Below are 14,271 nucleotides of genomic sequence, written 5' to 3'. Positions count from 1 at the left end.
AAAAAGCGATTAAATTAGCGTTTATTACTTGACCTCATAGGTCTTTTAGGATAAGATAATACTTGTTCAAGCGCTAAAAAAACTATTCGCTTAGAAATAAATTGGAGGATTGTTACAATGGCTAACAAACAAGATTTGATCGCTAAAGTTGCAGAAGCAACTGAGCTTACTAAAAAAGATTCAGCAGCAGCTGTAGATGCAGTTTTCGCTTCTATCGAAGAATTTCTTGCTGCAGGTGAAAAAGTACAATTGATTGGTTTCGGTAACTTTGAAGTACGCGAACGCGCTGCTCGTCAAGGTCGTAACCCACAAACTGGTGAAGCTATCTCAATCGCAGCTTCTAAAGTTCCTGCATTTAAAGCTGGTAAAGCTCTTAAAGACGCAGTTAAATAATGTAAAAACCCCTAAGATTTTAGGGGTTTTGATTTATACGAAATAAGTTAAGGAAATCTATGAAAACCATAACAGTGGTATTGATTTTTCTTTTGGTTTTTACTGTTATTAAACTATCAGGTATTGTTGCTATTAGCAAACTGATGAAGCCAAGTGAAGAACAAATTGAAGAAGCGCGTCAGAAACGTCTTCAAGCTGAAAAAGAGGGCAAGGACCCTTTTGAAGACTGGGATGAACGCGATGATGATGGTCTTGTCTAATAAGAGAATCCTCATCAAATAACAAAAAAAGTTTGGAAGATTTTCCAAACTTTTTTTATAGACTAGTCGATGTAGTGAAGTTTTCCTCGGAAGTCTTCAAGAGTTTCGTAACCTTTTTCTTCCATGATTTCTTTAAGTTCTTTAGTAATACGGTCAAAAATAGCGACACCTTCTTTTTGAAGGGCAGTACCAACTTGTACCATACTTGCGCCACAAAGGATGTGTTCAAAAGCATCACGACCAGATTTTACACCACCAGTACCAATAATTTGGATTTCAGGTTTCAAACGTTGGTAGAAAGCATGAACGTTTGCCAAGGCAGTAGGTTTGATGTAGTCACCACCTATACCACCAAAACCATTCTTAGGTTTGATGACAACAGACTCATCTTCAATGTAAAGGCCATTACCAATTGAGTTCACACAGTTAACAAAGACAAGTGGGAATTGGTTGAAAACGGCAGCAGCTTGGTCAAAGTGCACAATATCAAAGTATGGTGGTAATTTCACACCAAGAGGTTTCGTAAAGTAAGAAAAGACTTCAGTTAGGATCTCGGTTGTTGTTTCAAAATCGTAAGCGATTTGAGGTTTCCCCGGAACGTTAGGACATGAAAGGTTGAGTTCAACCAGCCCTTCATAGTCACTTTCTTGAACTTTTTTAAGAATGGTGTGTGTTTCCTCAGGAGAAAGACCAACGAGAGAAAGAAAATGATTTTTTGTATTGGGTTGCTTTTGTAATTCAATGACATAGTCAAGGTAGTATTCGAAACCGTTATTTGGCAATCCCATTGAGTTGATTGACCCAAGAGGTACATTCACATAACGTGGTTCAGGATTACCGGGACGGGCCTCAAGTGTTCCTGTTTTTGTGACAAATGAACCTGCAGCTGAAGCCTCAACCTCTGCCAATTCTTCCTTAGTCATACAATGAACACCAGCGGCATTCATAAGACAGTTAGCAAATGTAAACTGACCAACTTTTGTAGCAGTAGAAACCATAAGATCCTCCTTAAAGATCACAAAGTAAAATGTTACTATTTCATCTCATTTTAGCATGAAAAGGGGCCTAAAACAAGGAAATATTGGACGGGCTAAAGCCTCTAAAACGAAATTCTGATATCGTCTCTTTTTGCCAAGACAAGAAGCAATAGAATTTTACAGAATTTTTTGGATTTTGCTAGCTTTTTCAAGGTTTTTTGGGTAGAATAGATACAGTAAATGGGTTTAACCCAAAATAAAAAGGAGACACAACTAATGGTAAAATTGGTTTTCGCTCGCCACGGTGAGTCTGAATGGAACAAAGCTAACCTTTTCACAGGTTGGGCTGACGTAGATCTTTCTGAAAAAGGTACTCAACAAGCTATCGACGCTGGTAAATTGATCAAAGAAGCTGGTATCGAATTTGACCAAGCATACACATCAGTATTGAAACGTGCGATCAAAACAACTAACTTGGCTCTTGAAGCATCTGACCAACTTTGGGTTCCAGTTGAAAAATCATGGCGCTTGAACGAACGTCACTACGGTGGTTTGACTGGTAAAAACAAAGCAGAAGCTGCTGAGCAATTTGGTGATGAGCAAGTTCACATCTGGCGTCGTTCATATGATGTATTGCCTCCAGCAATGGATCGTGATGATGAGCACTCAGCACACACTGACCGTCGTTACGCTTCACTTGATGACTCAGTAATTCCAGATGCTGAAAACTTGAAAGTTACTTTGGAACGTGCCCTTCCATTCTGGGAAGATAAAATCGCTCCAGCTCTTAAAGATGGTAAAAACGTATTCGTAGGTGCACACGGTAACTCAATCCGTGCCCTTGTAAAACATATCAAACAATTGTCAGATGACGAAATCATGGATGTTGAAATTCCAAACTTCCCACCATTGGTATTCGAATTTGATGAAAAATTGAACGTTGTTAGCGAATACTACCTCGGAAAATAAGCTGAGATAAGTAGTTATCATTAACAAATAAAAAGTTGACTTCGGTCAGCTTTTTTCTTTTCTTGAAAATAAATGTAAATAGTGGTCAGAAAAGTCAGTCAATTCAGTAATTTTTCCTTGACTTTCAAGTTGGAAAGATGTATCATATTAACCAAGATACATCGAAAGGAAATGAGTCAAATGACATTCGCAACTACAACTGTTTTGCTATTGCGTAATGAGGGCTAGTGCAAAAGCATTAGTCCTGTTTGGCTTACCAAGCGGGAGGTAAAAACATCTCGCTTGGGTTTCCGAGTGAGATGTTTTTTTACTACTATCGTTTTTACTTTTAGAAAGAGGATTGTCTATGCGTAAAGTTGAATTTTTTGATACAAGTCTTCGTGATGGGGAACAAACACCTGGTGTTAACTTTTCAATCAAAGAAAAAGTTGCCATTGCTAAACAACTTGAAAAATGGGGAATTTCTGTAATCGAAGCAGGTTTTCCTGCAGCTAGCCCAGATTCATTTGAGGCCGTAAAACAAATTGCGGAAGCTATGACAACAACTTCTGTTACTGGTTTGGCTCGCTCAGTAAAATCTGATATTGATGCTTGTTATGAGGCTTTAAAAGATGCTAAGTATCCACAAATTCATGTCTTTATCGCAACAAGTCCGATTCACCGTGAGTTTAAATTGAAGAAATCAAAAGAAGAAATTCTTGAAGCTGTAAAAGAACATGTGTCATATGCACGTTCAAAATTTGAAGTTGTTGAGTTTTCTCCTGAAGATGCTACTCGTACTGAGCTTGATTTCTTGACTGAAGTTGTTCAAACAGCAGTTGATGCTGGTGCCTCATATATTAATATTCCTGATACAGTTGGCTTTACGACTCCAGAAGAGTTTGCACGTATTTTTGATCACTTGACTGAAAATATTAAATCAGATCATAAAGTTGTCTTTGGTGTTCACTGTCACGATGACCTTGGTATGGCAACTGCAAATACTTTGACAGCAATTAAACATGGTGCTGGACGTGTACAGGGAACTGTTAATGGTATTGGTGAGCGTGCGGGTAATGTTGCTCTTGAAGAAGTAGCTGTTGCTTTGAAAATTCGTGAAGACTTCTTCCAAGCAAGTTGTGATATTGTTTTGAATGAAACTATGAATACATCAGAGCTTGTTTCTCGCTTCTCAGGTATTCCTGTTCCTAAAAATAAAGCTGTTGTTGGTGGAAATGCCTTCTCTCATGAATCAGGTATCCACCAAGATGGTGTTCTTAAGAACCCACAAACTTATGAAATTTTCACACCAGAATTGGTAGGTGTGAAGAGTAACAGTCTTCCTCTTGGTAAATTGTCAGGACGTCATGCCTTTGTTGAAAAATTGAAAGAACTTGAGCTTGACTTTGTGGAAGAAGATATCAAACCACTCTTTGCCAAATTTAAAGTCTTGGCTGGGAAAAAACATGATATTACTGATGCAGATATTCGTGCACTTGTTGCTGGTACTAGTGTAGATAATCCAGAAGGTTTCCACTTCGAAGATCTTCGTTTGACTACTAATGCTGATGAAACAATCACTGCTACAGTAAGTTTGGCTAATGAAGACGGTGAATCTGTTGAATTTTTGGCAAATGGCCAAGGGTCAGTTGAAGCTATCTTCAATGCTATTGACAAATTCTTCAACCAAACAGTTCGCTTGACTTCTTATAATATTGACGCAGTAACTGATGGTATTGATGCGCAAGCGCGTGTACTTGTAACTGTAGAAAATGTAGATACAGATACTATTTTCAATGCATCTGGTTTGGACTTTGATGTCTTGAAAGCATCAGCAATTGCCTATATCAATGCTAATACATTGGTTCAAAAAGAAAATGCTGGTGAGATGGCACGTAAGGTTTCTTATCGTGATCTTCCATAAGCCGAAGAGGAGTTAAACATGACAAAGAAAATTGTAACACTTTCAGGTGATGGAATTGGACCTGAGATTATGGCAGCAGGTCTTGAAGTTCTTGAAAAAGTAGCTTCAAAAATTGGATTTGATTACGACATCGATGCTAAACCATTTGGTGGTGCTGGCATTGATGCCGAGGGTCATCCACTTCCTAAGTCAACTTTGGATGCTGCTAAATCAGCAGATGCTATCCTCTTGGCTGCAATTGGTGGACCTAAATATGACAATGCGCCAGTTCGTCCTGAACAAGGACTTTTGGCCATTCGTAAGGAGTTGAATCTCTTTGCTAATATCCGTCCTGTCCGCATCTTTGATGCTTTGAAACACTTGTCACCTCTTAAACCTGAGCGTATTGAGGGCGTAGACTTCGTCGTTGTTCGTGAGCTCACAGGTGGTATTTACTTTGGTGAGCACATTTTGGAAGAAGATAAGGCTCGCGATATCAATGATTATTCAGCAGATGAGATTCGTCGTATCATGCGTCGTGCCTTCAAGATTGCCCAAGGTCGTGGCAAAAAGGTCACTAGCATTGATAAACAAAATGTTTTGGCAACTTCTAAATTGTGGCGTAAGGTTGCTGATGAAGTTTCTTTGGAGTTTCCAGATGTAACTCTTGAACATCAGCTCGTTGATAGTGCCGCAATGATTATGATTACCAACCCAGCTCGTTTTGATGTGGTTGTGACAGAAAACCTTTTTGGTGATATCTTGTCTGATGAATCAAGTGTCCTTCCAGGAACTTTAGGTGTTATGCCATCTGCCAGTCACTCTGAAAATGGTCCAAGTCTTTATGAACCAATCCATGGTTCAGCACCAGATATCGCTGGTCAAGGTATTGCCAATCCAATTTCAATGATTTTGTCAGTAGCTATGATGTTACGTGAAAGTTTCAATGAAACTGAAGGGGCAGAATTGATTGAAAATGCTGTTGATAAGACCTTGAATCAAGGCATCTTGACACGTGATTTGGGTGGTCAGGCTTCGACTGCTGAAATGACAGCAGCTATTATTGGCAATCTCTAAACTCATGACACTGAAATTAGTGTTACTAAGTGTTTTGTTGGTGTGGAATTTAGTCGTCTTATCCGTTTATGGCCTTGATAAACATAAGGCTATCCGACATAAGAGACGGATTTCTGAGAAGGCATTATTATTACAGACACTGATCTTTGGTGGTATTGGTGCCTTTCTAGGTGGGAGACTTTTTAGACATAAAATTAACAAATGGTATTTTAAGCTATGTTGGCTTATAGGTATTGTTATAGATGTCTTTCTTTTATACCTTATTCTAACAAGACTTTCGGATTAGCTAATCCTTAGATTATAATTGGAGTATTTTATGAGCGGAAAATCAATTTTTGATAAACTTTGGGAACGCCACGTCGTTACTGGAAATGAGGGCGAACCACAATTGATGTATGTGGATCAGCATTATATTCACGAGGTTACAAGTCCACAGGCCTTTCAGGGACTTCGTGATGCTGGACGTAAAGTTCGTCGCCCAGATTTAACTTTTGGTACGACAGACCACAACGTTCCTACGGTTGATATTTTTAACATTCGTGACCTTATTTCTAAAAACCAAATTGATACTTTGGCGAAAAACGTTGAGGAATTTGGTATTGATGCGGCTACCCACGGTACTGCTCGTCAGGGGATTGTCCACATGGTTGGTCCTGAAACAGGTCGTAGTCAACCAGGAAAATTTGTCGTTTGTGGAGATAGTCATACGGCTACTCATGGTGCCTTTGGTGCTATTGCCTTTGGTATTGGTACATCTGAGGTAGAACATGTCTTTGCGACACAATGTTTGTGGCAAGTGAAACCGAAGAAAATGAAGGTTGAATTTGTTGGTAAACCACAGCCAGGTGTTTATTCAAAAGACTTTATTCTTGCACTGATTGCACGCTATGGCGTTGATGCTGGTGTAGGATACGCAGTTGAATATTGTGGTGAAGCTATCGATGCTCTTTCAATGGATGAACGCATGACCATCTGTAACATGTCTATTGAATTTGGTGCTAAGATGGGTCTTATGAATCCAGACCAAAAAACTTATGATTATGTTGAGGGGCGTCCATGCGCACCTAAGGGTGAGAAATTCGAAGAAGCAGTAGCCGACTGGAAAACTTTGGTTTCAGATCTAGATGCTGAATATGATAAAGTGATTACTATTGATGTTTCAGAATTGGCACCTATGGTTACATGGGGAACTAACCCTGAAATGGGTGTTGAGTTTGATCAACCATTCCCAGAAATCAAGGACTTTAATGATGAACGTGCCTACGAGTATATGGACGTTAAGCCTGGTGAATATGCTAAAGATATTGATCTTGGCTATGTCTTCATTGGTTCTTGTACTAACGCACGTCTTAGCGACCTTGAGTTAGCTGCTAAATTCGTTAAAGGAAAACATATCTCACCGACATTGACAGCTATTGTTGTTCCAGGTTCGCGTCCAGTTAAGAAAGAAGCTGAACGTCTTGGTTTGGATAAAATTTTCATGGATGCAGGATTTGAATGGCGCGATCCAGGTTGTTCAATGTGTCTTGGTATGAACCCAGACCATGTTCCAGAAGGTGTGCACTGTGCATCTACAAGTAACCGTAACTTCGAGGGACGTCAAGGATATGGTGCTCGTACTCATCTTTGTAGTCCAGCAATGGCAGCAGCTGCAGCAATCGCTGGTAAATTTGTAGATGTCCGCGATATGCCAGAAGTTCAAGCATAAGGGAGAAGATAATGGAAAAATTTACCGTCTATACAGGGAAATCAGTACCTTTGATGAATGATAACATCGATACGGACCAACTCATTCCCAAACAATTCTTGAAAGCTGTTGATAAAAAAGGTTTCGGTAAGAATTTGATGTTTGAATGGCGTTACCTTAATGATGATTACGATGAAAATCCTGATTTCGTCTTCAATAAACCTGAGTATCGCGATGCGACTATTTTGGTTACTGGTGATAACTTTGGTTCGGGGTCATCTCGTGAACACGCTGCATGGGCATTGGAAGATTACGGTTTCCGTTGTGTTATTGCTGGATCATTTTCAGATATTCACTATAACAATGAATTGAAGAATGGTATGTTGCCAATCGTTCAACCTTTGGAAGTCCGTCAAAAATTGGCTGCTCTTCCTGCAGGTGAAGAAATTACGATTGACCTTCCAAACCAAGTGATTAAATCTTCAGCAGGAGAGTTTCCATTTGATATCGATCATGAGTGGAAACGTAAATTGGTTGAAGGGCTTGACGATATTGGAATCACTCTTCAATATGAAGATTTGATTGCTGCCTATGAAAAACAACGCCCATCATATTGGCAATAAGAAACAATGATGTGTTTGTAAAATAATAATGAGGACTTAAAAGAATGGGATAAGGACAATGTTTAAGGTGTTGTTCTATCTCATTCTTTTTGTTTGAAACAGTTAACATGGTAGAGGCGTTTTTACAAGGAGCGTATGCTATAATAGAAGGATAGAAAGGAGGCCTTCATGTTTGCACAATTGGATACAAAATCTGTCTATAGTTTCATGGATAGTGTTGTAGATTTGACCACCTACATTAAGCGTGCCAAAGAGCTTGGCTATCAAGCCCTTGGTTTGATGGATCGTGACAATCTCTATGCTGCTTATCATTTTGCTCAGTTTGCAAGTAGCAAGGGTTTACGTCCTTTGATTGGTATGGAAGCTAATCTATTTTACGAGGGAAGAAAAATTCCTTTTCGTCTATTAGCAAAAAATAATCAGGGCTATAAAAATTTGATGAAGTTGGCAACAGAGCTCTCCTCAGGGCAACGCGAGTTTACAGCTTTTTCGGACTATCTGAATGCTATTGCCCTCATCCTTCCGAGTGAAGACTGGGAGCCAGGGATGACTCTTGGTTCAGAGGTTTTTATTGGGGTAAGGCCAGAAGATGCTGGCAAAGAGTTTGATTATCCTGTAATTCCTTTACATACAGTGCGTTATTTTGAGAATGTAGATCGCTCGACGATTCAGATGTTACACGCCATCTCACAAAACGTTTCCTTGTCAGAGGCCTCTATTTGTCCTATGAATCAGCTTCTTTTCTCGCCTCAAGAAATGGAAAGTGCATATAGTGATATTCCAGAGGCTTTGAACAATTTGGAGCAACTTGTTTCAGATATTACTTATCAATTTGATACGGATTTGAAGCTTCCCCGTTTTAATCGTGATATGCCAGCAGTTGACCAATTACGTCAATTAGCCCAATCTGGATTAGAAACTAAAAAGTTAAGCGCAGCAGTTTATCAGGAACGTTTAGACAAAGAATTGTCTATCATTCATCAGATGGGCTTTGATGATTATTTCTTGATTGTCTGGGACTTATTACGCTTTGGGCGTAGCCGTGGTTATTATATGGGAATGGGACGTGGGTCTGCTGCAGGAAGCTTGGTGGCCTATGTCCTTGATATTACTGGAATTGATCCCGTTAAAAATGACTTGCTTTTTGAGCGTTTTCTAAATGAAGAACGTTATAGCATGCCTGATATAGATATCGACTTGCCTGATATCTATCGAAGCGAGTTTCTTCATTATGTTAGGGACCGTTATGGTAGTAAGCACTCTGCTCAGATTGTTACTTTTTCAACTTTTGGGGCCAAACAGGCTATCCGAGATGTTTTTAAACGTTTCGGAGCCAAGGAATTTGAACTGTCACAACTTAGTAAAAAGATTTCTTTTCGTGACACCTTGATCTCTGTCTATGAGAAAAATATGTCATTTAGACAGTTGATTAATCAAAGACAAGAATTTCAGAGGGCTTTTGAGATTGCTAAGGCTATTGAAGGCCAACCAAGACAGACCTCAATCCATGCTGCTGGTATAGTGATGAGTGACGATGACCTAACCAACCATATTCCTCTAAAAGCTGGTGAGGATATGATGGTTACTCAGTACGATGCCTCCGCGGTCGAAGCCAATGGCTTGCTTAAGATGGATTTCTTGGGCCTCCGTAATTTGACCTTTGTTCAAAAAATGAAGGAGAAACTTGAAGAAGAGCAGGGAGTCTCTATAGATATCAAATCAATTGATTTGGAAGATCCACAGACCCTAGCTCTTTTTGCCAAGGGAAAAACTAAGGGAATATTTCAGTTTGAGCAGGCGGGTGCTATTAACCTTCTTAAACGGATTAAACCCGCTAAGTTCGAAGAAGTGGTAGCGACAACCTCTCTTAACCGACCTGGAGCTAGCGATTATACAGATAATTTCATCGCTCGTAAGTATGGTAAGGAAAAAGTAGATTTGATTGATCCAGTAGTTGCACCAATCCTTGAGCCTACGTATGGCATCATGCTTTATCAAGAGCAGGTTATGCAAATTGCCCAAGTATTTGCAGGCTTTACACTCGGAAAAGCCGATTTGCTTCGTCGGGCAATGTCGAAAAAAGATGCCAATGAAATGTCCAAGATGTCCGAAGAGTTCATGGAAGGAAGTCGTCGGTTGGGACGTAACCCACAGATTGCTGAACGACTCTTTAGTATGATGGCTAAGTTTGCAGGTTATGGCTTTAATAGAAGTCATGCCTATGCTTATTCAGCACTAGCCTTTCAATTAGCCTATTTCAAAACGCATTACCCTCAGATTTTCTATGACATCATGTTAAACTATTCGTCTAGTGATTACATTAAGGATGCAATTGAAAATGGCTTTTCTCTAGCCAGACTTGATATTAATAGAATTCCCTATCTGGACAAGATTTCAGATGGAAAGATTGTATTAGGTCTTAAGACTATCAAAGGCTTGCCAAGAGATTTTGCCCTTTGGATTATTGAGGATCGCAAACAAAATGGTAAATACATTTCTATAGAAGACTTTTTGACACGTATTCCTAGCAAATATCAGAAAGTCGATAGTCTGACACCTCTTATCCAGATTGGTTTGTTTGATATTTTTGAACCAAATCGTCAGAAAATCATTGGTAATTTAAGCAACCTCTTTACTTTTGTCAATGAGTTAGGAAGTTTGTTTGCAGAGTCATCTTACTCTTGGGTTGATTATGAAGACTATAGCCAGAAGGATCGTTATAATTTAGAACAGGAGTTACTAGGAGTTGGGCTTAGCCCCCATCCTTTACACTTGGCTCAAAAAATGGCCTCTCGTCCCTATCAAGCCATTTCTGATTTGGCTGTTAATACTAAGGCAACGGTTTTGGTTCAGATAGAATCCGTTCGAATTATCAGAACTAAAAAAGGTGATCAGATGGCCTTTCTGAACGTCACTGATGGGATCAATAAACTTGATGTTACCCTATTTCCAGAAACTTATTTCTATCATAAGGATAAATTAAGTGAAGGTGGTCTCTTTTATCTTGATGGACGGACCCAAGAGCGTGATGGACGCATTCAGTTAATCTTGTCAAACATGGAGGAAGCTAGCACGGAGCGTTTCTGGATTTTACTTGAGAATCATGATAAAGACATAGAAGTTTCTCAAATATTAGCTAAGCATCCTGGACACATTCCTGTCATTATCCGTTATCAAGGAAGTAAGGAAACTATCGTTAGTCAAAGATACAGAGTAACTAAGAACGAGGAACTTAATCGGGAATTAGCACCTTATGTGCTGAAAACGGTTTTACGGTAAAAAAAACAATAAATATTTTCAAATTTAAAGCCATTTAGAATTCTTTGTGTTATAATTAAAATGTTAAATATATAAAAGGAGTATCAGGAATAATGAAACGTATTGCTGTTTTAACTAGTGGTGGTGATGCCCCTGGTATGAACGCTGCCGCTCGTGCAGTTGTTCTCAAAGCAATTTCTGAAGGAATTGAGGTCTTCGGCATTAACCGTGGATACGCTGGTATGGTTGAAGGAGATATCTTCCAACTTGATGCCAAAGGCGTAGACAACATCCTCAGCCGTGGTGGAACTTTCCTTCAGTCTGCTCGCTATCCTGAGTTTGCCCAACTTGAGGGTCAACTTAAAGGTATTGAGCAACTTAAAAAACATGGAATCGAAGGTGTAGTAGTTATTGGTGGAGATGGTTCTTACCATGGTGCTATGCGTTTGACTGAACATGGTTTCCCAGCTGTTGGTCTTCCAGGAACTATCGATAACGATATCGTTGGTACAGACTACACAATTGGTTTTGATACTGCTGTTGCAACAGCAACAGAAGCTATCGATAAGATTCAAGACACTGCTTTCAGTCACGGACGTACTTTCGTCGTTGAAGTTATGGGACGTAACGCCGGTGATATCGCTCTTTGGGCTGGTATTGCCTCTGGTGCAGACCAAATTATCGTACCTGAAGAAGAGTATGATATTAATGAAGTTGTACGTAAAGTTAAAGAAGGTTACGAATCAGGTGCTAAAACTCACCATGTAATCGTAGTTGCTGAAGGTGTCATGGGTGCTGAAGAATTTGCAGCTAAAATGAAAGAAGCTGGAGATACTTCAGATCTTCGTGCAACAAACATTGGACACGTGGTTCGTGGTGGTTCACCAACTGCGCGTGACCGTGTTCTTGCTTCATGGATGGGTGCACATGCGGTTGACCTCCTTAAACAAGGTATTGGTGGTGTAGCTGTTGGTATCCACAATGAAGAGCTTGTTGAAAGCCCAATCCTTGGTACAGCAGAAGAAGGAGCTTTGTTCAGTCTTACTGAAGACGGTAAAATTATCGTCAACAATCCTCACAAAGCACGTCTTGACTTTGCAGACCTTAACCGTTCATTGTCTAACTTGAGCTAATCTCAGTTACTTAAATTATTGTTAATCCGTCGCTAATGCGACAAAAAATATAAGGGAGTTTTATTTATCATGAATAAACGTGTAAAAATCGTTGCAACACTTGGTCCTGCGGTTGAAATCCGTGGCGGCAAAAAATTTGGTGAAGATGGTTACTGGGGTGAAAAACTTGACCGTGAAGCATCTGCTAAAAACATTGCTCAATTGATCAAGGAAGGTGCCAACGTTTTCCGTTTCAACTTCTCACATGGTGACCACGCTGAACAAGGTGAACGTATGGATGTCGTTCGTATGGCAGAAGACCTTGCTGGTCAAAAAGTAGGTTTCCTTCTTGATACAAAAGGACCTGAAATCCGTACTGAATTGTTCGAAGGTGATGCTAAAGAGTATGCATACAAAACTGGTGAACAAATTCGTGTTGCTACTAAACAAGGTATCAAATCAACTCGCGACGTTATCGCTTTGAACGTTGCAGGTGCACTTGACGTTTTTGACGATGTAGAAGTTGGTAAACAAGTTCTTGTCGATGATGGTAAACTTGGTCTTCGTGTTGTAGACAAAGATGCTGAAAAACGTGAATTCATCGTTGATGTTGAAAATGATGGTATCATCGCTAAACAAAAAGGTGTAAACATCCCTTACACTAAAATTCCTTTCCCAGCACTTGCTGAACGTGATAACGCTGATATCCGTTTTGGTCTTGAACAAGGTCTTAACTTTATCGCTATCTCATTCGTACGTACTGCAAAAGATGTACAAGAAGTTCGTGCTATCTGTGAAGAAACTGGTAATGGTCACGTTCAATTGTTGGCTAAAATCGAAAACCAACAAGGTATCGATAACATTGATGAAATCATCGAAGCTGCTGACGGTATTATGATTGCTCGTGGTGACATGGGTATCGAAGTACCATTCGAAATGGTTCCAGTTTACCAAAAAATGATCATCACAAAAGTAAACGCTGCTGGTAAAGTTGTTGTTACAGCTACTAACATGCTTGAAACAATGACAGAAAAACCACGTGCAACTCGTTCTGAAGTATCTGACGTATTCAACGCAGTTATCGATGGTACAGATGCTACAATGCTTTCTGGTGAATCTGCAAATGGTAAATACCCAGTTGAATCAGTTCGTACAATGGCTACAATTGATAAAAACGCTCAAACTCTTCTTAAAGAGTATGGTCGTCTTGATTCATCAACATTTGACCGTTCAACTAAGACTGAAGTAGTTGCGTCTGCAGTTAAAGATGCTACTAACTCAATGGATATCAAACTTGTTGTTGCTCTTACTGAATCAGGTAACACTGCTCGTTTGATTTCTAAATACCGTCCAGAAGCTGATATCTTGGCTGTAACATTCGATGAAATTACTCAAAAATCATTGATGCTTAACTGGGGTGTTATTCCAGTAGTTACTGAAAAACCAAGCTCAACTGATGATATGTTTGATGTTGCTGAAAAAGTTGCATTGGAATCAGGTCTTGTAGAATCTGGTGATAACATTGTTATCGTTGCTGGTGTTCCAGTAGGTACAGGTGGTACAAACACTATGCGTATCCGCACAGTAAAATAATTTAAGTAGAACTTAAATTGAAAGAAGGTCTTTAGGATCTTCTTTTTTTGGCTCTATAATCGATTTAGTAGGTTAAACTATTGAAGAGATTATAGAGCTTTTTGCGTAGGTAGGTAAATCAATTGGATAATAATAACAAGTGAAAAAGTGAAGAATATCATACTTATTCCGAATGGTTTAAAGCAAGATGGCTGATTTGGTTTGTATTTTCAACAGATTTAGTTCTAAGTGTCATATGACTTAGAAAGTATTTAGCGAAGAGGGAAATTATCTTTTCAAAGAAATTTTGCTTTTCTTGAAAACAACAGGATAAAAAATGTCGTTAAATAGGCTTCTAAACTATAGTTAAGATGGTTATAAGCTATCTTTTTTAGAAGGACTGAGTTGATAACCAACCATTTTTATTTCAATAATGACTTACTAATTTAAAAGTTCTAATG

The 14,271-nt window shown here is 39.2% G+C and carries 12 protein-coding genes; 11 read left to right on the top strand and 1 reads right to left on the bottom strand.

Translation table 11 applies throughout. From position 1 onward, the window contains the following. Positions 1-117: 117 nt before the first annotated feature. Both H7U01_RS04945 and H7U01_RS04940 read left to right on the top strand, forming a co-directional pair. The gene (locus tag H7U01_RS04945; RefSeq protein ID WP_002884048.1) at positions 118-393 is read left to right on the top strand and encodes an HU family DNA-binding protein; all 276 of its coding nucleotides are present in this window, start codon (positions 118-120) and stop codon (positions 391-393) included. 59 nt (positions 394-452) lie between these two features. Continuing rightward, positions 453-653: a hypothetical protein gene (locus tag H7U01_RS04940; protein ID WP_002890779.1), complete on the top strand. Its 201-nt coding sequence runs from the start codon at positions 453-455 to the stop codon at positions 651-653. A 62-nt stretch (positions 654-715) separates the two neighbouring features. On the opposite strand, the gene H7U01_RS04935 is transcribed toward H7U01_RS04940, so the two are convergent. Next, positions 716-1,651, bottom strand: a complete 936-nt coding sequence (locus tag H7U01_RS04935; RefSeq protein WP_037601112.1) for a dihydroorotate oxidase — start codon at positions 1,649-1,651, stop codon at positions 716-718. A gap of 255 nt (positions 1,652-1,906) precedes the next feature. Between H7U01_RS04935 and H7U01_RS04930 the strand changes: the two genes are divergently transcribed. The 9 genes from H7U01_RS04930 (at position 1,907) to pyk (ending at position 13,831) form a co-directional block, all read left to right on the top strand. Further along, complete coding sequence (locus H7U01_RS04930) at positions 1,907-2,599, top strand: phosphoglycerate mutase (protein WP_000240128.1); 693 nt, start codon at positions 1,907-1,909, stop codon at positions 2,597-2,599. 346 nt (positions 2,600-2,945) lie between these two features. Next, positions 2,946-4,502, top strand: a complete 1,557-nt coding sequence (locus H7U01_RS04925) for a 2-isopropylmalate synthase (RefSeq protein ID WP_002884004.1) — start codon at positions 2,946-2,948, stop codon at positions 4,500-4,502. An 18-nt stretch (positions 4,503-4,520) separates the two neighbouring features. Beyond that, positions 4,521-5,558: a 3-isopropylmalate dehydrogenase gene (leuB, locus tag H7U01_RS04920; protein ID WP_002890787.1), complete on the top strand. Its 1,038-nt coding sequence runs from the start codon at positions 4,521-4,523 to the stop codon at positions 5,556-5,558. A gap of 4 nt (positions 5,559-5,562) precedes the next feature. After that, positions 5,563-5,844, top strand: a complete 282-nt coding sequence (locus tag H7U01_RS04915) for a DUF1294 domain-containing protein (RefSeq protein ID WP_125411889.1) — start codon at positions 5,563-5,565, stop codon at positions 5,842-5,844. A 30-nt stretch (positions 5,845-5,874) separates the two neighbouring features. Then, positions 5,875-7,266 (top strand): 3-isopropylmalate dehydratase large subunit, encoded by a 1,392-nt coding sequence (gene leuC / locus H7U01_RS04910; protein WP_201041210.1) that lies wholly within the window; start codon positions 5,875-5,877, stop codon positions 7,264-7,266. Between the two features lie 11 nt (positions 7,267-7,277). Then, on the top strand, positions 7,278-7,868 hold the full coding sequence (leuD, locus tag H7U01_RS04905; protein WP_002890790.1) for a 3-isopropylmalate dehydratase small subunit: 591 nt from the start codon (positions 7,278-7,280) through the stop codon (positions 7,866-7,868). 168 nt (positions 7,869-8,036) lie between these two features. Beyond that, a complete protein-coding gene (locus tag H7U01_RS04900) occupies positions 8,037-11,147 on the top strand; it encodes a DNA polymerase III subunit alpha (protein WP_201041209.1) in 3,111 nt (1,036 codons plus the stop codon). 92 nt (positions 11,148-11,239) lie between these two features. After that, positions 11,240-12,259 (top strand): 6-phosphofructokinase, encoded by a 1,020-nt coding sequence (gene pfkA, locus H7U01_RS04895; protein WP_013990713.1) that lies wholly within the window; start codon positions 11,240-11,242, stop codon positions 12,257-12,259. Positions 12,260-12,328: 69 nt separating this feature from the next. Then, a complete protein-coding gene (gene pyk, locus H7U01_RS04890; RefSeq protein WP_002890793.1) occupies positions 12,329-13,831 on the top strand; it encodes a pyruvate kinase in 1,503 nt (500 codons plus the stop codon). Positions 13,832-14,271: the final 440 nt, after the last annotated feature.

The sequence above is a fragment of the Streptococcus sp. 21.1 genome (assembly GCF_016648635.1).
Lineage (GTDB): Bacteria > Bacillota > Bacilli > Lactobacillales > Streptococcaceae > Streptococcus.
This window is presented reverse-complemented; position numbering and strand designations above follow the sequence as displayed.

Coding starts and splice junctions, on each gene's coding strand:
- H7U01_RS04925 (WP_002884004.1), top strand. CDS start 2,946: ATGCGTAAAGTTGAATTTTTTGATACAAGTCTTCGTGATGGGGAACAA.
- pyk (WP_002890793.1), top strand. CDS start 12,329: ATGAATAAACGTGTAAAAATCGTTGCAACACTTGGTCCTGCGGTTGAA.
- H7U01_RS04915 (WP_125411889.1), top strand. CDS start 5,563: ATGACACTGAAATTAGTGTTACTAAGTGTTTTGTTGGTGTGGAATTTA.
- leuC (WP_201041210.1), top strand. CDS start 5,875: ATGAGCGGAAAATCAATTTTTGATAAACTTTGGGAACGCCACGTCGTT.
- leuB (WP_002890787.1), top strand. CDS start 4,521: ATGACAAAGAAAATTGTAACACTTTCAGGTGATGGAATTGGACCTGAG.
- H7U01_RS04945 (WP_002884048.1), top strand. CDS start 118: ATGGCTAACAAACAAGATTTGATCGCTAAAGTTGCAGAAGCAACTGAG.
- leuD (WP_002890790.1), top strand. CDS start 7,278: ATGGAAAAATTTACCGTCTATACAGGGAAATCAGTACCTTTGATGAAT.
- H7U01_RS04940 (WP_002890779.1), top strand. CDS start 453: ATGAAAACCATAACAGTGGTATTGATTTTTCTTTTGGTTTTTACTGTT.
- H7U01_RS04935 (WP_037601112.1), bottom strand. CDS start 1,651: ATGGTTTCTACTGCTACAAAAGTTGGTCAGTTTACATTTGCTAACTGT.
- H7U01_RS04930 (WP_000240128.1), top strand. CDS start 1,907: ATGGTAAAATTGGTTTTCGCTCGCCACGGTGAGTCTGAATGGAACAAA.
- H7U01_RS04900 (WP_201041209.1), top strand. CDS start 8,037: ATGTTTGCACAATTGGATACAAAATCTGTCTATAGTTTCATGGATAGT.
- pfkA (WP_013990713.1), top strand. CDS start 11,240: ATGAAACGTATTGCTGTTTTAACTAGTGGTGGTGATGCCCCTGGTATG.